This is a genomic window from Pseudomonas sp. IT-P44 (assembly GCF_949768225.1).
GTDB classification, from domain to species: domain Bacteria; phylum Pseudomonadota; class Gammaproteobacteria; order Pseudomonadales; family Pseudomonadaceae; genus Aquipseudomonas; species Aquipseudomonas migulae.
Genome location: NZ_CATKQM010000013.1, coordinates 92,775 through 111,691 on the forward strand (window position 1 = coordinate 92,775; position 18,917 = coordinate 111,691).

At 61.0% G+C, this 18,917-nt stretch carries 14 protein-coding genes; 10 read left to right on the forward strand and 4 right to left on the reverse strand.

From position 1 onward, the window contains the following. The first annotated feature begins 50 nt into the window (after window positions 1-50). From ACM6IO_RS07420 to ACM6IO_RS07430, 3 genes are all read left to right on the forward strand, one after another. Complete coding sequence (locus ACM6IO_RS07420; RefSeq protein WP_414911232.1) at window positions 51-2,081, forward strand: pyridoxamine 5'-phosphate oxidase family protein; 2,031 nt, start codon at window positions 51-53, stop codon at window positions 2,079-2,081. Between the two features lie 130 nt (window positions 2,082-2,211). Beyond that, complete coding sequence (locus ACM6IO_RS07425; RefSeq protein ID WP_414911233.1) at window positions 2,212-3,408, forward strand: DUF3142 domain-containing protein; 1,197 nt, start codon at window positions 2,212-2,214, stop codon at window positions 3,406-3,408. Further along, on the forward strand, window positions 3,395-5,515 hold the full coding sequence (locus ACM6IO_RS07430) for a hypothetical protein (protein WP_414911234.1): 2,121 nt from the start codon (window positions 3,395-3,397) through the stop codon (window positions 5,513-5,515). The genes ACM6IO_RS07425 and ACM6IO_RS07430 overlap by 14 nt, the downstream gene beginning before the upstream one ends. On the opposite strand, the gene ACM6IO_RS07435 is transcribed toward ACM6IO_RS07430, so the two are convergent. Next, entirely contained in the window at window positions 5,516-6,145 is a 630-nt protein-coding gene (locus ACM6IO_RS07435) for a LysE family translocator (protein ID WP_414911235.1), read from the reverse strand. Between the two features lie 144 nt (window positions 6,146-6,289). Between ACM6IO_RS07435 and ACM6IO_RS07440 the strand changes: the two genes are divergently transcribed. Continuing rightward, entirely contained in the window at window positions 6,290-6,763 is a 474-nt protein-coding gene (locus ACM6IO_RS07440; RefSeq protein ID WP_008027506.1) for an Lrp/AsnC family transcriptional regulator, read from the forward strand. A 121-nt stretch (window positions 6,764-6,884) separates the two neighbouring features. Here ACM6IO_RS07440 and lpdA read toward each other — a convergent pair whose 3' ends face one another. After that, window positions 6,885-8,285 (reverse strand): dihydrolipoyl dehydrogenase, encoded by a 1,401-nt coding sequence (gene lpdA / locus ACM6IO_RS07445; protein ID WP_414911236.1) that lies wholly within the window; start codon window positions 8,283-8,285, stop codon window positions 6,885-6,887. A gap of 217 nt (window positions 8,286-8,502) precedes the next feature. Between lpdA and hflK (ACM6IO_RS07450) the strand changes: the two genes are divergently transcribed. From hflK (ACM6IO_RS07450) to cfaB, 5 genes are all read left to right on the forward strand, one after another. Then, window positions 8,503-10,461 (forward strand): protease modulator HflK, encoded by a 1,959-nt coding sequence (gene hflK / locus ACM6IO_RS07450; protein ID WP_414911306.1) that lies wholly within the window; start codon window positions 8,503-8,505, stop codon window positions 10,459-10,461. Next, window positions 10,458-11,498: a protease modulator HflC gene (hflC, locus tag ACM6IO_RS07455; protein WP_032828679.1), complete on the forward strand. Its 1,041-nt coding sequence runs from the start codon at window positions 10,458-10,460 to the stop codon at window positions 11,496-11,498. The genes hflK (ACM6IO_RS07450) and hflC overlap by 4 nt, the downstream gene beginning before the upstream one ends. Then, window positions 11,495-12,553, forward strand: coding sequence for a protease modulator HflK (gene hflK, locus ACM6IO_RS07460; protein ID WP_008027495.1), 1,059 nt, complete (start codon window positions 11,495-11,497; stop codon window positions 12,551-12,553). The genes hflC and hflK (ACM6IO_RS07460) overlap by 4 nt, the downstream gene beginning before the upstream one ends. Beyond that, window positions 12,550-14,460: a cation-translocating P-type ATPase gene (locus ACM6IO_RS07465; protein WP_414911237.1), complete on the forward strand. Its 1,911-nt coding sequence runs from the start codon at window positions 12,550-12,552 to the stop codon at window positions 14,458-14,460. The genes hflK (ACM6IO_RS07460) and ACM6IO_RS07465 overlap by 4 nt, the downstream gene beginning before the upstream one ends. A gap of 190 nt (window positions 14,461-14,650) precedes the next feature. Continuing rightward, window positions 14,651-15,835, forward strand: a complete 1,185-nt coding sequence (cfaB, locus tag ACM6IO_RS07470; RefSeq protein ID WP_008041360.1) for a C17 cyclopropane fatty acid synthase CfaB — start codon at window positions 14,651-14,653, stop codon at window positions 15,833-15,835. Here cfaB and cls read toward each other — a convergent pair. Next, entirely contained in the window at window positions 15,832-17,271 is a 1,440-nt protein-coding gene (cls, locus tag ACM6IO_RS07475; protein ID WP_192228158.1) for a cardiolipin synthase, read from the reverse strand. The two genes, cfaB and cls, sit on opposite strands and share 4 nt — an antisense overlap. 132 nt (window positions 17,272-17,403) lie before the next feature. Between cls and ACM6IO_RS07480 the strand changes: the two genes are divergently transcribed. After that, window positions 17,404-17,925 carry a DUF3617 domain-containing protein gene (locus ACM6IO_RS07480; RefSeq protein ID WP_008027488.1) on the forward strand — a complete coding sequence of 174 codons (522 nt, stop codon included), beginning with the start codon at window positions 17,404-17,406 and terminating at the stop codon, window positions 17,923-17,925. 75 nt (window positions 17,926-18,000) lie between these two features. Here ACM6IO_RS07480 and ACM6IO_RS07485 read toward each other — a convergent pair whose 3' ends face one another. Continuing rightward, window positions 18,001-18,906: a His/Gly/Thr/Pro-type tRNA ligase C-terminal domain-containing protein gene (locus tag ACM6IO_RS07485; RefSeq protein ID WP_414911238.1), complete on the reverse strand. Its 906-nt coding sequence runs from the start codon at window positions 18,904-18,906 to the stop codon at window positions 18,001-18,003. Window positions 18,907-18,917: the final 11 nt, after the last annotated feature.

The following is an 18,917-nucleotide window of genomic DNA, read 5'->3' on the forward strand; positions in this document are numbered from 1 at the left end:
GCATTGTCGGGCCGTTCACACTGCGCCTGGCGCGCACGGGAGAAGCCGTAATGGACCAGTCACCTTGGCACGCGGGCGAAAAACAGTTGCAGGCACACGTCGGTGTTGCCCAGCGAATGGAGGAGTTGGGTCGTAGGGTGGTTCGCACTGAGATGCCGGACCAACACCGCAAATTCTATGAGCAACTGCCGTTCATGCTGTACGGCGCAGTGGATGCCGACGGCAATCCTTGGGCGAGCATTCTTGAAGGGCAACCGGGCTTCGCTCACTCGCCCGCGCCAGGTGCGCTGCAATTCAACAGCTTGCCGGGGGCGGATGACCCGGCGCAATTGACTGATGGCGCGGCGATCGGCTTGTTGGGGATCGAACTGCACACGCGGCGGCGCAACCGCCTCAATGGTCGCGTCGGCGCCGTGACGGCGAATGGCTTCGGCGTAATGGTCGAACAGTCCTTCGGCAACTGCCCGCAATACATTCAATTGCGGCAGTTTCGTTCGGTGCCGCTGGCGGATCCCTCGACGCGCATCGCGCAGCACCTGGGCGCTCTGGATGACGCTGCCAAAGCCATGATTGCCGACGCCGATACCTTCTTCGTCGCCAGTTATGTGGATGTCGACGGTCGGCGCTCAGTGGACGTTTCCCACCGTGGCGGTCAGACCGGTTTCGTACACGTGGAAGGTAATCGTCTGACCATCCCGGACTTCGCCGGCAATCTGTTCTTCAATACCCTGGGCAACCTGTTGATCAATCCACGGGCGGGTTTGCTGTTCATCGATTTCAACTCCGGTGACCTGCTGCACCTCAGCGGTCGTACCGAAATCATTCTTGAAGGCCCCCAAGTCGAAGCCTTTCAAGGCGCCGAGCGTCTGTGGACATTCGAGGTGGAGCAGGTGGTGCGTCGGCCCGCAGCACTGGCTCTGCGCTGGCGCTTCGACGGCGTATCGCCCACCAGTTTGCTGACGGGCAACTGGGAGCAGGCCAACGCACGCCTGCAAGCCCGGGCGCTGGGTGATCTTTGGCGGCCGCTGCGGGTGGTTCGCATCGAAGCGGAAAGCCACAACATCCGCTCGATCTATCTGGAGCCCGCCGATGGCGCCGGGTTGCCGCTGTTTCAAGCGGGGCAGCATCTACCGCTGCGGTTCAACATTGGCGGCGAGGTGCATATCCGCACCTACAGCCTGTCGAGCGCGCCGTCCGATGACTTTTTCCGCATCAGCGTGAAGCGAGAAGGGCGGGTGTCTTCGCATCTGCATGAGCAGGTTCGTGTCGGTGATCTGCTGGAAGCCCGCGCGCCGCAAGGGCACTTCACCGTGGCAACCCATGAACGTCGGCCGCTGGTGTTGTTGGCCGCCGGCGTAGGCATTACGCCTTTGCTGTCGATGGTGCGGGAGGTGGTGTATCAAGGCCTGCGCACCCGGCACATTCGGCCTACATGGTTTTTCCAGAGTTCGCGCACGCTGGCTGATCAACCGTTTCGCTCCGAGCTGGATCGTTTGCTGGATGACGCCGGTGATTCGGTGCGGGTGCTGCGTCTGCTCAGTCAGCCGGAGGCCGATGCTCACGAGGGTGAGGACTTTGACCTGACCGGACGGATAGACGCCGCGTTGCTGAAGAACATCCTTGAAGTGGAGGACTACGATCAGCTCGATTTTGTACTCTGCGGGCCGGGCAGTTTTACTCAAGGGCTGTACGACAGCCTGCGGGAACTGGACATCCGTGACAGCAGGATTCACGCCGAGACCTTCGGCCCGTCGACCTTGCGTCGCCGGCCGGACCCCGACGCGGTGGTCATCGAGCAACCGCCCGCCGCGACCACGTCAGTGCCGGTGGTGTTCGAGCGTTCGGCCAAAGAAGCCCGCTGGCAACCCGAGGGCGGCAGTTTGCTGGAGTTGGCGGAAAGCCGCGGTTTGCGCCCGGAGTTCAGTTGCCGCGGCGGTTCCTGCGGGACCTGTAAGACTCGCCTGATCAGCGGTCAGGTGAATTATCCACAGCCACCAGCGGAAGTGCCGGAAGTAGGACATGTCCTGATTTGTTGTGCGATTCCGGCGCAGGGCTCGCAGCCTTTGGTGCTCGACCTGTAGCATCTGACGCGGCGTGTAGGAGCGAGCGATGCGGCGACCCGACTTGCCCGCGAAGGCGTCCTAAACTCCGCCAAAAGCTTCGCGGGCAAGCCTCGCTCCTACAAATATGAGATTCAGGCTTAGGAGTTTTATGGTTTTTCTCGCTCGCCTGTCAGGCTTGCTGGTGATGCTGGCTTTGCTTAGCGGTTGCGAACAACAGGACGCACCGCCGCTCGATCAGCAACTTTATGTATGGCAACGACAATGGGCGCCGGCCCACGAAGCCGCACTCAAAGACAGCCGTGCGGATTTTTCGGCCTTGCGGGTGTTGGCCTTGCAAGCATTCCCCAAGGCGGGCTGGAACCGGGCGCGAATCGACCCGGTGCTGCTCAAACGGGATGGCCGGCCGCTGATTGCGGTGATTCGTCTCGATGGCCAGCTCAAGTCGCTGGATCAGGACGAGGTCGCTGCGCAGATCCTGCAAGTGCTCAGCGATTGGCAGGCGCAGGGGCTGGTGCTCTCCGGCGTGGAAATCGACCACGATGCGGGGAACGCTCGGCTACCGGCTTATCGGAAATTCCTCACGGATTTGCGCGCGGTGCTGCCGGCTTCCATGCCGTTGAGCATTACTGCGCTGCCGGCGTGGCTCGACAGTTCCGAACTGCCTGCATTGTTATCCACAGTCGATAGCAGCGTGTTGCAGGTGCATGCGGTGAGCGACCCGCGCATGGGATTGTTTGATCCGGATCAGGCTAGAAAATGGGCCAGCGCCTGGAGCCGCATCACTTCGAAACCTTTTTATCTGGCGCTGCCGGCCTATGGCGTAGCGTTGTTGCCGCAGGTCGGCGGCGCACTCGACGTGGAAAGCGAAGTGCCCATTGAGCGCGTCGGCGAGCGCCGGGAATTGCTGGCCGATCCGCAGCAACTGAGCACACTTGCCACCCAGTTGCGCAACGATCCACCGGCTCATCTGGCCGGGCTGATCTGGTTTCGCCTGCCATTGGCCAATGATCGCCGGGCCTGGAGCCTGACGACCTTGCGCGCCGTGGCCCGTGGCGATGCCCTCGATAGTCGCCTGACGCTGAAACTCTCGGCGCAGGATGGCCTCTATGACGTCAGCATCAGCAATCAAGGCAACCTCGACAGCGCCTGGCCCGAACGCCTGACGCTCGCCGCACGAGGTTGTGAGGGCGCCGATGCGCTGGCCGGTTATGCGTTGCAACAAAGCCCGGATCTGCTTACCTTCACCCGCCTGCGCGACGGTCGGATCCCGGCCGGTGGGCAGCGCGCCATTGGTTGGGCACGCTGCACAAACATTGATCAAGGAGGTTCGAATGTTCACCCGTAACTGGCCCCGCCATTTGCTTTGCCTGAGCCTCGGTTTTCCACTGAGTTCGGCAGTGGCCTGCGGGCCGGATTTCCCTATGCGCCTGCTCGATAACCGGGGTCAGTCGCTGGCGGAGCTGCCGGAAGGCAACTTCCGGTTCGAGATCAGTCGTCTCGGGCAGGCGATTACGGGTTTGAAGAACGTCAGCGAAATCGTCTACAGCATGGACGCGCCTGACTATGCCGTGCAGCGGGGCGACGCCGAACAGGCTGGTTTGACGGTGCCGCAGCAGGCGTTGGTCAAAGAACTGCGCACGCTGAGCGATGCTCATCAGGTCGAGGCGCAGGGCGCAAGCCTGCCGACCGAGCTCAGGCTCTATCTGGCGGGCGCCGTGGCGTTCAGCGCCGGTGACCATGGATTGGCCGCCGATTACTTCCAGAAAGTGCTCGCATTGCCGGCGGATCAACGCGCGTTACGCAGCACCTGGGCCGCTTACTCGCTGGGCCGGGCGCTGTTTGCCATGAGCAGCGAAGCGGACGCCGCGCCCGATCTGCTGACGCAGTCGCGCAAGGCCTTTGAGCAGGCGCGCCAGTTGAGCATCGACGGCTTCAGCGATCCATTGGAGCTGGGCGTCGCCAGCCTCGGTGAAGAGGCGCGTGTCGCTCGCACGGCGGGCGATTGGGACAGTGCCATCGGACTCTACGCCACGCAAAACCTCCACGGTTCCGCAGTGGGTTACACCTCATTGAAGCTGTTGATGGCCGATCTGGCAGCGATGCCCGACGAGCAACTGGCCGCGTTGCTTAAAGGCAAACCGGTGCAGCAGCTGGTCACGGCATCGTTGATCAGCCGGTTGGGTTGGTCATTTGGTGATCAACCGCCGAACGAGCAAAAACTGATCAAGCTGCTGCAAAACAGCACGCGCGGCAGCCTCGACAATGCTGATCGACTGGCGGCCGTGAATTATCAACAGGGCGATTACGCCAGCGCCAAGGCGTTCCTTGAACACGCCGGTGACGGTGGCCTGGCATGGTGGCTACGGGCGAAACTGGCGATGCGCGAGGGTGATAAAACGGCTGCCGCCGCCGCGTACGCCAAGGCTGCCCAGGCCTTCCCGCAGAACGAATCCTGGGGCGAGCGACGGACACCGGACTGGGATTTCGAAACGCTTCAGCCCAAGTGCCGCGTCGAGGGGGAAAGCGCGATCCTGGCGTTGCAACGTGGGGATTATTTGCAGGCATTCGATCAGCTTTATCGCAGCAACGACATTTACTGGTTCGACGCCGCGACCGTCGCTGAGCGTGTGCTGACCGTCGATGAACTCAAGCATTACGTCGACACCCAGGTGCCGGCGCCGCCAGCACTGACTCAACAGGATCGCGATAACTACGTGCCGTTATCGGTGGCGGCGAAGTTGCGCAACCTGCTGGGGCGGCGCTTGTTGCGTGAGGGCCGTTATGACGAGGCGCCCGCGTACTTCGACAGCGAGACGTTGCACCATCAGGCCAAGTCGTACGGGGAGTTGCGCCACGACGCCGAATCGAAATGGTGGCCGAGCAAACGTGCCTTCGCTTACTACAATGCCGCGACGCTGGCCCGTTTCAGCGGGATGGAGCTCTTGGGCTACGAGATGTCCCCGGATTACGCGACGTTCGGGGGCAATTACAGCCTTGAAAGCAACGAACTCAAGGTCGGTCCATTGGTGGCTGAAGAGGAGGTCAGGCGCCAACAGGCCAGTGCCGCTCAACCCGATCAGCGTTTCCATTACCGTTATGTCGCGAATGCCTTGGCCAGTCGCGCCGCTGATTACTTGCCACATACCAGTCAGGCCTTTGCGGCGGTGCTTTGCGCGGCGGCGGGATGGAACACGGGTCAGGAGGAGAAAAGCGCTTTCTATCAACGCTATGTCAAAGAAGGTCCCTACGTGGATTGGGCATTATTCTTCGGCGAGCGGTGCCCTTATCCGGATTTCCATAATGCAGACAAACGCTATGTCACCCAGGCATTGAGTCCGATCCGCGCGACGTTGCGACCTTACAAAAAGTGGCTGGAAATGGGCGCTGTCGTGGCAGCTACAGGCATTGCGCTGGTGCTGATCAATCGTCGCAAGCGTAGGCTGCGTCAGTAATCACGCCTGTTGAACAAAGGTCAGTCGCAGGGCAAAACCAATCAACAGGCTGCCAAACAACCACTGCTGTACGCGCTGGGCCGAAGGACTGCGTTGCAGCCAGCGGCCAAGCGCGGCGCCGGCCAAGGCGTACGCGCTGTCGAACAACAAACCGACACTGACCAGCACCACGCCCAGGGTCGCGAATTGTGCGAGCACCGGTCCTGCATGCGGATCGATAAACTGCGGCAGCAGCACCGAGCAGAACAGCAGCGCCTTGGGGTTCAGCAGGTTGGTCAACAATCCGCGCTGAATGGCTTCGCGCCAACGAGGTTTTCCACAGGTTGAATCTGCGCCGTTCAGGCTCGGGAGCATCGTGGTCCGCAGGCATTGAATGCCGATCCACAACAGGTACGCGGCCCCGGCCAGGCGCACCATATCGAACGTCCAGGGCGCGGCTTTGAACAGTGCCGCCAGCCCCAGTGCCGCCAACGCCACATGACAACCCCGGGCAATGCCCAAACCCACCGCCGTGGCCAGCGCCGCGCCTTTGCCCTGACGAGCGCCGGTTTGCAGCAGCAGAATCATGTCCGGGCCTGGGAGCAGGTAAACCACTGCCAGCGCCATGAAAAACAGCCAAAGCCCCGCCATGCTGCACCCCTTTCGTTGTCGATTCGGTAGCGCCAGTCTAGGGCTGAAACACAGGGCAGGTGGTTGCGTAGTTTGCTTCTAAACAGTCTTGAATTGGCATAACCTGCCATTCTCTGACGCCTATACCATCAGGATCTGCCAAACATGAAACTGGACGCTTACGACCGAAAAATTCTCGCGGCCCTGCAACGTGACGGTCGTTTGAGCAACGTACAACTGGCAGACGAGATTGGTCTGTCCGCGTCCCCCTGTTTGCGTCGGGTGCGGATGTTGGAGGAGGCCGGGGTGATTCGCGGCTATCAGGCCAATCTGGATCGCGATGAAGTCGGGTTGGGGCTGACGGTGTTTGTCGGGGTCAAGGTCGAACGCCACAACGACGAACAGGCCGAAGCCTTCCGCGTGGCGGTGATGGCGTTGCCCGAGGTGATTTCGGCGTTTCTGGTGTCAGGGGAATCGGATTTTCTGTTGCAGGTGGTGGTGCCGGATTTGCGTGCTTATGACCGCTTTCTCACCGGGCGGTTGCTGAAGTTACCGGGCGTGAGCGACATCCGCAGCAACTTTGCGATTCACACGGTGAAAACGCCTGGGGCTTTGCCGTTGGAACACTTACCGCTCTAGACCGGGTTGCCCCCTTCGCGAGCAAGCCCGCTCCCACATTGGTGTTGTGTACGCCACAGATCTAATGTGGGAGCGGGCTTGCTCGCGAAGGCGGTAGGCCCGGCACCGAAAATCTCCAGCCCTACATCTGCGTCGCCATCCCCTCAACATTCATCGCCGCCTGGCGCAACGCCTCGGAGCGGGTCGGGTGTGGATGACAGGTCAGGGCAATATCTTCAGCCGAAGCACTGAACTCCATAGCCACGCAATATTCGCCAATCATTTCACTGACGCTCGGGCCTACCAGGTGCACGCCGAGAATCTCGTCGGTGCGCTCATCGGCCAGCACTTTGGCGAAGCCTTCAGTCTCGTGGTTGATCTTCGCCCGGCTGTTGGCGGTGAAGGGGAATTTACCGACCTTGTACGCGCGGCCCTCAGCCTTGAGTTGCTCTTCGGTCTTGCCGACGCTGGCCAGCTCCGGCCTGGTGTAAATGACGTTGGGGATCAGGTCGTAATTGACCTCGCCTGCCTTGCCGACGATCTGCTCGATACAGGCCATGGCTTCATCTTCGGCCTTGTGCGCGAGCATCGGCCCCGACGTGACATCGCCGATGACCCATACGCCTGCCGCTTCAGTGCGATGACCCTTGTTGGCGAGCATGCCGCGTTTATCCGTGGCGAGGCCGACGTTTTCCAGCCCCAGCCCCTCGGTGTAAGGCCGGCGCCCGATGGCGACCAGCACGTAATCGGCTTCGAGTAGTTCGGCAGTACCGCCGGCGGCCGGTTCGACGCTGAGTTGAACGCCGTTCGCCGAGGATGTGGCGCGGGTGACTTTCGAACTCAGCTTGAAGCTGATGCCTTGCTTGCTCAACGAGCGTTGCAGGGTTTTGCCCGCCTCACCGTCCACACCAGGGCAGATCCGGTCGAGAAACTCGACCACGGTTACCTGTGCACCCAAACGCCGCCACACCGAGCCCAATTCCAGGCCAATGACCCCGGCGCCAATCACCACCAGATGCTTGGGTACTTCGGACAAAGAAAGCGCACCTGTGGAATCGAGGATGCGCGTGTTGTCGATGTCCACGCCGGGCAGGGGAGTGGGCTCGGAGCCGGTGGCAATGATGATGTCCTTGGCGCTCAGCTCAGTCTTGCCGCCCTGGCTGTCCGTCACCGTGACTTTGCCCGGCCCGTCGATATGGCCCCAGCCCTTGATCCAGTCGACCTTGTTTTTGCGGAACAGAAACTCGATGCCCTTGGTCAGCCCGGCAACACTGTCATCCTTCTGCTTCATCATTTGCGCGAGGTTCAGCGTGGGTTTGACCTCGATGCCTAAGTTGGCAAATTCCGCACCCATGGCTGCGTCATACAATTCAGAAGCATGCAGCAATGCCTTGGACGGCATGCAACCGACGTTCAGGCAAGTGCCGCCGAGGGTGGCGCGGCCTTCGACACAGGCGGCTTTAAGGCCCAACTGGCCGGCGCGAATCGCCGCGTTATAGCCGCCGGGGCCTCCGCCCAGTATCACGACGTCATAGTTGCTCATGGAGGTACTCCTGAATTGGATGGGAATCGGGCTGGATAAACGTAGTTCCTGAATAAAATTACGAGCGTAATATGTGCGCAGCCATGCCTTTCGGTCAAGGCTTCAGCCAAGTGACAGGTTGAGCGTCTTTAGATAAAGAGATTTAGTACGAAAATTTCACGGCTTTCGTTATATCGTAACGAATTGCGACGTGAGCAAAGAAAATCACTGGGGTGGTATGCAAGTCGATCTCGAGATTGAGGGCGCAACGGTAGCCGGGCTGCCGCGCTTTCAGCAGGCAGTCTTTCAAGGGCGGCGATTGCGGCAGTTGGCAATCGGCCTCGGCGCGCTCGCAGGGGCAGGCTGGGTGCTGGCGTTTTTCGTCGGGCTGTTTGCGCCGCAGTCGCTTTGGCCTGCGGTGCTGGTCAATCAGAGCGCCGGTTTGCTGGTGCTGGTCGCCGGGCTGCAATCGGCGTGGTGGGTGACGCAGTGGCGTGAAAGGGCGATGAACCCGGCGATGCTCCCTGTGGAAGTCGTCGCTGAATCGCCGCCGGAGGGCTGGTATGAACGGCTGCTGGAGCGGATCAGCCAGCGATGGTTGCGGCTGCTGGCGCAGATCGGCGCCTCGACGCTGTGGCTTGGCGCTTGGGCGCTGCTGGTAGTGTTCAGCATCAATCAAGTCTGGAACCTGGCCCTGCCTCCCGCTGCGCTCGGTTTTTCCGCGAGTGTCGCGGCGGCATTGTCGTTACTGTTGGCCTTCGGTTTGCTGGTGCTGGAACGGCAACTTGCCCAGGAAAACGTGGCCCAGTGGCCCGAAGCAGGTTCGCTGGCGCAGCTGACGCGCGTGGCAATCATCTGTCTTGTGCTGAGCGCGCTGTGCCTGTTGTTCGGCAGCGAAGCGTCGGTTTGGCCGGTACGTCTGGCTGTACTGATTGGCCTGCTGCCGGGTCTGGTCGCGGTCGAACTGCTGCTACGCGCGGTGTTGTCACTGTTCAGTCCGCAGCGTGAACAACTCGAACCTGCGTTGCTGGCGCGAAGTTTCGTCGCTGACATGCTGCGCTGGCCGCCCCAACCGTTGCTGGCGCTGCAACACGAATTACATAACCGCTTCGGCATCGATCTGCGACAGATCTGGGCCTTCACTTACATGCGCCGGGCATTCGTTCCGGTACTGGCGGTGGTGGCACTGGTCGGTTGGTCGCTCACCGGCATTCACGAAATTTCCCTGCAAGGGCGGGGCATCTATGAGCGTTTCGGCAAACCGGTGGAGGTCTTCGGCCCCGGTTTGCACGCAGGTCTGCCGTGGCCTCTGGGTCGAGTGTTGAGTGTCGAGAACGGCGTGGTCCACGAGTTGGCCACCAGTGTTGGCGAAGCGACGGCGCCGATTGTGGCTGAACCGGCTGAAGGTCCGGCGCCGGCGACGGCCAATCGCTTGTGGGACGCCAGCCACGTGAACGACAAGTCTCAGGTGATTGCCAGCAGTCGCGCCGACAAACAGAGCTTCCAGATCGTCAACATGGACGTGCGTTTTGTCTATCGCATCGGCCTCACGGATCAAGCGGCGTTGGCCGCGACGTACAACAGCGCCAACGTGCCGGCACTGATCCGCAGCACCGCCAGCCGGATTCTGGTGCACGACTTCGCGTCTCGTACCCTCGACGGACTACTCGGTGAGGACAGGGTAGGGCTCGCCGAAGAGATTGGCCGCGCGGTGCAAGCGGACCTGGAAAAACTCGACAGCGGCGTGGAAATTCTCGCGACCGTGGTTGAAGCGATTCACCCACCGGCCGGCGCGGCCAACGCTTATCACGGTGTGCAAGCGGCGCAAATTGCTGCGCAGGCCTTGATCTCGCGTGAGCGCGGCGCAGCCGCAGAGGCCACCAATCAGGCGCAATTGCAGGCCAGCATTGCACGGGATCAAGCGACAGCCAGCGCGCGTGAAATCAATGCAGCTGCGCAAGCTGCCGATCTGAAATTCAGCGCCGAGCAAAAAGCCTACGCCAGCGCCGGCCAGGCGTTTGTGCTGGAACAGTATTTCAGCCAGCTCTCCCAAGGCCTGACCAACGCCAGGTTGCTGGTTCTCGATCATCGTCTGGGCGGCAGCGGCAACGCGCCGACCATCGACCTCCGTACTTTCACGCTGCCGGTTGACCCTGCATCGGCGCGTAAAACTGCTCAGCCAGGAGCTGCCAATTGAGCCAGTCGCATACTCACGATCATGACGACCACGCCGGCCACGATCACGGCCATGGCGGGCATCACCACGGGCATCACCATCACCACCACGGCGATCCGCAGGAAGCGGGTCCATTCCCGTGGCGGCGCATGGGGTGGGCGGCGTTGCTGGTGGCGTTTGCCATCGCCGCCGCGAGCCTGGTGCAGGTGCGCTCCGGCGAAGCCACGGTGATCACGCGCTTCGGTAATCCGTCGCGGGTGTTGCTGGAGCCGGGGCTGGGCTGGCGTTGGCCAGCGCCTTTTGAAGCGGCGATTCCGGTCGATCTGCGTTTGCGCACCACGTCCAGTGGTTTGCAGGATGTGGGTACGCGCGACGGTTTGCGCATCATCGTTCAGGCTTACGTGGCGTGGCAGGTGCAGGGCGATCCGGACAATGTGCAGCGCTTCATGCGCGCCGTGCAGAATCAGCCGGACGAAGCGGCGCGGCAGATTCGCACCTTCGTCGGCTCGGCACTGGAAACCACGGCCAGCAGTTTTGACCTGGCCAATCTGGTGAACACCGATGCCAGCCAGGTGCACATCGCTGATTTTGAAGCGCAGTTGCGTCAGCAAATCGATCAGCAGTTACTCGCCACTTATGGCGTTCGTGTGCTGCAAGTCGGCATCGAACGATTGACCTTGCCGTCGGTAACCCTGACCGCCACCGTCGATCGCATGCGCGCCGAGCGTGAAACAATCGCCACCGAACGCACGGCCATCGGCAAACGTGAAGCGGCGCAAATTCGCTCTGCTGCCGAGCGTGATGCGCGAATCGTCCAGGCCGATGCGACAGTAAAAGCTGCCGACATCGAGGCTCAATCCCGGGTCGAAGCCGCACAGATTTACGGCCGCGCTTACGCGGGTTCGCCGCAGCTGTATAACTTGCTGCGCTCCCTCGACACCTTGGGCACCATCGTCACACCTGGCACCAAACTGATTCTGCGAACCGATGCCGCGCCGTTCCGGGTGTTGGTTGACGGTCCGCCGACGCTCGATAACAAGTCCGGATCGCAGCCATGAGTTTGGTTCCACGTGGAACAAATGAGTTAAGCAGCCCCTGGATTCAGGCCGGGCGATTGGCTTTTCTCGCCCTGTATGCGGTGACAGTCTTGGCCGCGTTGGCGTGGGCATTCTCCAACGTGCGGCAAATCGACCCGCAAAATCGCGCGGTGGTGTTGCACTTTGGCGCGCTGGATCGCATTCAGAATGCCGGTCTGCTGTTGGCGTGGCCGAGGCCGTTTGAGCAGGTGGTTTTGTTGCCGGCGGCGGATCGGGTGATCGAGCGTCGGGTCGATAATCTGCTGCGCAGCGATGCCGCGTTGCAGGCCGACCGAGCAGCCACTTTCGCCACGCCGCTCAGTGATGCGCTGGCAGGTTCCGGTTATCTGCTGACGGGTGACGCGGGTGTGGTGCAACTGGATGTGCGGGTGTTTTACAAAGTCACCGAACCGTATGCGTTCGTTGTTCAAGGTGAACACGTGCTGCCGGCACTGGATCGCCTGGTGACTCGCAGCGCCGTGGCACTCACCGCCGCACGAGATCTGGACACCATCCTGGTGGCGCGCCCGGAGTTGATCGGCGCGGATAATCAAGCGGCGGAAAGACGCGAGCGCCTGCGCGGGGATTTGGTACAAGGCATCAATCAACGACTCGCGCAATTGACTGCAACGGGGCAGGGACTAGGGATCGAAGTGGCGCGCGTGGATGTGCAGTCGAGTCTGCCAGGACCTGCGGTCAATGCTTTCAACGCCGTTCTGACGGCAAGTCAGCAAGCCGACAAAGCCGTTGCCAATGCTCGCACTGAAGCCGAGAAACTCACTCAGGCCGCCAACGAGCAAGCCGACCGTGCGCTGCAAGTCGCCCACGCTCAAGCCAGCGAGCGGCTGGCCAAAGCCTCCGCCGACACAGCCACGGTATTGAGCCTGGCCAAGGCGCAACAACAAGGTACCGACCCGCAAATGCTGTTGCGCATTTACCGCGAACGCTTGCCGAAAATCCTCGGTCAGGCCGGCTCGGTGACCACGGTCAATCCGAAAGACGATTCCCGCCTGATCATTCAGGGAGCTGCACAATGACCGCCCAAACAGCCGCCGCACCGAGCATGTTGTCCTCGGCCGAACAACGCAGCGCTGCACGCCAGCTGACCCTGGCCATGCTCGCGCTCGGCTTGCTGGCGCTCGGTTTGATCTGGCGCTGGTGGTCGCCGGAGCAGACGGGCGTCAGCCAATTGCTGCTGGGTTTTGCCTCGTTGCTGGTGGCCGTGCCGGTGATGCGTTCGGCCTGGTACAGCCTGCGTTATCCCAGCTTGCACGGGATCACCGATCAGTTGATTGCGTTGGCGATGTTGGGTGCCTGGGCGACTGGCGATCTGCTGACCGCTGCGTTGTTGCCGATCATCATGATCTTCGGTCATGTGTTGGAAGAGCGCAGCGTGATCGGTTCTCAGGAGGCGATTCACGCACTCGGCAAACTGACACGCAGCCATGCGCGCAAGGTTCAGGCGGATGGCTCCATCGTCGAAGTCGACAACGGCACGCTCAAGGCTGGCGACCGCGTGGAGGTCCGCGCCGGTGATCGAGTGCCGGCCGATGGTCGTGTGCTCTCCGGTCAGGCGAGTCTCGATACCGCATCGATCACGGGCGAGTCGGTGCCGGTGGAGGCGGGTGTCGGCATGACGGTGTTCGGCGGGGCGATCAACCTTGATGGCCTGCTGCGCATTGAAGTGACCCGTACCGGCAATGAATCGACACTCGGCAAAGTCATCGCGCTGATGCAAAGCGCCGAGCGTTCCAAGCCGCCAATCACCCGTTTGCTGGAGCGCTACGCTGGTAGCTATATGGTGCTGGTGTTGTTGCTGGCCGCAGTGACCTGGTTCATCACCAACGATGCGCAAGCGATGCTCGCGGTGTTGGTGGCAGCCTGTCCGTGTGCGTTGGTGTTGTCGGCACCGGCCACGGCGATTGCCGGCGTCGCGGTTGCCGCACGACACGGGATTCTGATTCGCAGTTCGGCGTTTCTCGAAGAGCTGGCGGATTTGACGTCGCTGGTGGTCGACAAGACCGGGACGCTGACCTTCGGCACCTTGCGCCTGCAATCGATCGACAGTCCGCTGGAAGATCGCAATCACGTGCTGAAACTGGCTGCCAGCCTGGGCTCCGCCAGCAGTCACCCGGTCAGTCGCGCGCTCGCCGGGTTGGTTAGCCAGGAACATTTTCTGCTGCTCACGGACATTCACGAACGTCAGGGCCTGGGCGTGGTAGCGATGACCGAACAGGGCGAAGCAGCACTCGGGCGGCCGGAGTTGTTTGCGCAATTGGCGATCGTCACTTCTGCTGTTCCCGAACACGATGGTCCGATTGCCGGGTTGGCGCTCAACGGTGAATTCCTGGCCTGGCTGTTGCTCGCGGACAGCGTGAAGCCTGAAGCGCGATTCGCCTTGAGTGAATTGCGAGAACTCGGGTTGGGCCGGCAATTGTTGCTCACCGGCGATCGCCAAAGCGTCGCGAATACGTTGGCCCTGGATGTCGGGATCAGCGATGTCGAAGCCCAGGCCTTGCCCGAGGACAAACTCAACCGAGTGCTGAAAGAAATCGGCAGCGGCTTCCGGCCGATGGTGGTCGGGGATGGCATCAATGATTCGCTGGCACTCAAGGCCGGTGTGGTGGGCGTCGCCATGGGGGCGGGCGGTGCGGATATTGCCTTGGCTTCAGCCGATATCGTGCTGATCGGCAGCGACCTGCGTCGGCTCGGCACTTGCGTACGTTTGAGTCGCCAATGCCGACAGACCTTGCAGGTCAACGTGATCATCGGTCTGGGCTGGACACTGGCAATTGTTGCTTTCGCTGCCTTCGGCTGGCTCGGTGCGGCAGGGGCGATGATTGCTGTGCTGCTGCATAACCTGAGTACGTTGCTGGTATTGGGCAACGCCGGGCGGCTGCTGCGTTTCCAAGAGCCGTTGCTCAAGATGAAGGATGACGTCTAAGCGATGTGAACATTTCAGAACTGTGCGCGAAATTCGCAGTCATCTAGTGTGAGGGCAATCACTTCTGTGATTTTGCGGCGCTTTTTTCCAGCGCTGCAAATCATAGAAAACGGCTATTAATTCGATAGCCTGCTATTTTTCAAGGATGGTCTACCCTCACATCAGACGTCTGAAACAAGGGGGATATTCCATGCTCGCGCAACTTCCACCGGCCTTACAGAATCTGCAGTTACCGCTACGCCTGCGACTCTGGGACGGCCATGAATTTAATCTGGGGCCGACGCCCAGCGTCACGATTGTGGTCAAAGACCCACAAATGGTTACCCAGTTGACTCATCCCAGCCTCGATGCGCTCGGAGCGGCATTCGTCGAGGGCAAACTTGAGCTGGAAGGCTCCATCAGCGAGGTGATCCGCGTCGTTGATGAATGGAGTCAGGCCTTGCTGGGCGACATCGACAGTCAGCCTGTTCGCACCGCTCACGACAAGGAAACCGACGCCAAGGCGATTTCCTATCACTACGACCTGTCCAACGCGTTTTATCAGCTGTGGCTCGACAGTGACATGGCGTATTCCTGCGCCTATTTCGAGACCGGCAGCGAAACGCTTGAGCAGGCCCAGCAAGCCAAATTCCGCCACCTGTGTCGCAAACTACGCCTGCAACCTGGCGAGTATCTGCTGGATGTAGGTTGTGGCTGGGGCGGTTTGGCGCGCTATGCGGCGCGGGAGTTTGGCGCGAAGGTATTCGGGATCACACTGAGCAAAGCGCAACTGGCCCTGGCCCGTGAGCGGGTGAAGGAGGAAGGCCTCGACGATCTGGTCGAGCTGCAACTGCTTGATTACCGCGATCTGCCTCAAGACGGGCGCTTCGATAAAGTGGTCAGCGTCGGCATGTTCGAACATGTGGGGCACGAGAACCTGGCCGAGTACTGCAAAACCCTGTTCGGCGCGGTGAAAGAGGGCGGCCTGGTGATGAACCACGGCATCACCGCCAAGCACACCGATGGCCGGCCAGTGGGACGCGGCGCGGGTGATTTTATCGAGAAGTACGTGTTCCCCAACGGCGAGCTGCCGCACCTGTCGATGATCTCTGCCGAGATCAGCGAAGCGGGGCTGGAGATCGTCGATGTCGAGAGTTTGCGCCTGCACTACGCGCGCACCCTGGACCATTGGAGCGAGCGCCTGGAGGACAACCTGGAAGCGGCCGCCCGGCAGGTGCCGGAGCAGGCCTTGCGAATCTGGCGGCTGTACCTGGCGGGATGTGCTTATGCATTCGCCCGGGGCTGGATCAACCTGCACCAGATCCTCGCAGTGAAAGCCCACCCCGATGGCAGCCATGAACTGCCCTGGACCCGCGACGACATCTACAACCCTTAAAGTATCGGTGAAATTAGCCGGGCGATCCGCATGCCGACCTGTTGCAGGCGGTGGGTCTCCCGGCTTTCTTCTTTGGCGACTTCATGCGCCTGGTCGAAGTCGTCGTTGAGCATCTGTTCCACCTCGCCGGCAAACACTCTGTCGACAGTCAGCAACATCACTTCAAAATTCAGCCGGAACGAGCGGTTGTCCATATTGGCGCTGCCGATGGCGCAGATTTCGCTGTCGATCAACACCACTTTCTGATGCAGGAAACCGGGCTGGTAGCGAAATACCCGCACACCGGCGCGCACGGCTTCGAAGGCATACAGGCTGGAGGCGGCGTAGACGATGCGGTGATCCGGTCGTGAAGGCAGCAGCAATCGCACATCCACGCCGCGCAGAACCGCCAGCCTCAAGGCGGCAAACACCGCTTCATCGGGGATGAAGTAGGGGCTGGTAATCCACACCCGCTCGGTCGCCGCGTGAATGGCTTCGACGAAGAATAACGAACAGGTTTCGTAGGAATCTGCCGGCCCACTGGCAAGCAATTGGCAGAGCACACCGTTGTCCGGATACGCGTCCGGCAGTATTAACGGCGGCAAGGAGCGCGCTGCCCAAAACCAGTCTTCGGCGAAGGACTCCTGCATGCACGCCACCACCGGCCCGCGCACCCGCACGTGGGTATCGCGCCAAGGGGCGAGGGGTGGTTTCTCGCCCATGTATTCGTCGCCTACGTTATGCCCGCCAACGAAGCCCAACACGCCGTCCACCACGACGATCTTGCGATGGTTGCGGAAGTTGACCTGAAAGCGATTGAGCCAGCCGCTACGCGTCGCGAAGGCTTTGACCTCGACACCGGCATCGCGCAACGGCTGCACATAACTGTGGGGCAGGGAGTGGCTGCCGATGCGGTCGTACAGTAAATAAACGGCGACGCCTTCGGCAGCTTTTTTCAGCAACAAGGTTTGCAGGCGTTGGCCCAGACGGTCGTCGTGGATGATGAAAAACTGGATCAGCACGGCTTCCTTAGCCTGGCTGATGGCCGCGAAGATCGCCTCGAAAGTGGCGTGGCCGTTGATCAGCAGGCTGACTTCGTTGTTCGCCAGGCAGGGCATTCGGCCCAGTTTTGGCATCGCCCTCAATGATGCGTAGGCGTTGGAGGCACGGGCGGTCAGTGCTTCTTCGACCCACGGGCGCCAGTTCAAATCGGAGATGGCCTTGCGCATTTCCTCGTTGGCCTGTCGCCGTGCCTTGATGTAGCCATCGAAGGTGCTGCGGCCGAAGACCAGATAGGGAATGAGCGTGAAGTAGGGAATGAACAGCAGCGACAAGGCCCAGGCGATCGAGCCCTGAGCGGTCCGAACGGTCAACACGGCATGAATGGCGGCGATCATGCCTAACGAGTGCAGCAGGGCGATCAGGTAACCGAAAATGTGCGGTCCAAAGTAATCCATGGGGGCAGCCTTGCTCCTGAAGATTCAGTGCTTAACAGACCATGTTCCGTGCAGAATGTCGCTATTTAATTGGCCCATGAACCGAAGCTCGTGGCTGACGTCTAACGGCCACTATCGATCAGGAGTTACTCAATGAACGTTCGTCTGCTGGGTTTGGCCGTAGCTTTAGGTTTAGCACTTCCGGTGGCCGCTCAGGCGCAGATGCTGCAGCCGGGTTTGTGGGAATTGACCTCGAGCAACATGAAAGTCGATGACCAGAACCTGCCGGATCTGCAACTGATCCTCGGTCAGATACAGAGCCAGATGACGCCTGAACAGCGCGCGCAGCTGGAGAAGCAGGGCATCACCATGGGCGGCAAGGGGATCCGGGCTTGCCTGACGCCGGAGCAAGTGAAGACTGACAACATTCCGCTGACGGATCCGCAATCGGGCTGCAAGCAGGAAATCACCGAGCGCACCGGTAACCAGTGGAAATTCCGCTTCAGCTGCCCGAAAGCGCAGGGTGCGGGTGTGGCCACATTCCTCAGTGATCGTGAGTTCACCACCAAGGTGAATGGCACGTTCAACGCTACCGGCATTCAGCAGAAGGGTAGCCTTGATACTCGCGCGGTGTGGTTGGGGCAGGATTGCGGGACTGTTAAACCAAGAGCTTAAAAGCTTCGCGGGCAAGCCTCGCTCCTACAGTGCACACAACCTGTAGGAGCGAGGCTTGCCCGCGAAGGCGTCCGTTCAGACACCCGCAATCCCCGTTGATCTCAGCCAATCACACACCGCCTCAATGGCCATCCGGCCAAAATCCTCCCCGGTGCGACTGCGCACGCTGACAAACCCGCCTTCTTTTTCTTTCTCCCCGATTACCACCAGATACGGCACTTGCTGGCTGTGTTCGCGAATCTTGTGGCGGACCTTCTCGTTGCGCAGGTCCGCACGGGCGCGTACGCCGCTTCGGCGCAAGGCCTCGGTCACCCACTGTGCGTAATCCGTTTGGCGATCATCCATGCTCACGACCATCACGTGCGGCGGTGCCCGCCAGTCGTCCAGTTCCTCCTGGCAAGACCAGCACGTGCCATAGATCCGCTGTGGCGCAAGGCCGCTGATGTGATCGAGCGCGAATGCCTGCAACACTCTGGTTGCCGGAGCATGCGGGCCCATCGACACACATTCGAAGTCCCCGAGCAGGTAGGTCGCAAGTTTTTCCATGTACTTGGAACGCGGTGACGGCTCGCGCCGGCGGATCGAATGATTGGTCGCCGCCAGGGTCTTCATGCGCGCTTCGATGCCCGCAAGGTCGTCCAGGTTTAACGGTCGTTCAAAGGCAAACTCGTAATAGAACCCGTCACCCAGTGCCGATCCGGTCTGCAATTGCGCTTTTGGATAGAGCTGTTTCACGGCCATCGCCAGCATCAACGCGCAGGAGCGGCGCAGTATCTCCAGGCCATCGGGCTCTTGGGGCGTGACGATGCTGACCCGGGCATCGGCCTCGATCAAGAACTGACAGTCCACCAATACGCCGTCCACCCGGCCGGCGACGGCTGCTTTGGCAAGCCCGGGACCAATGCTCGCGGCGAACTCGTACACCGACAACGGTTGGTCGTATTCACGCAATGAACCATCGCTCAGAGTGATGTGGATCATGTCGGTGCTCT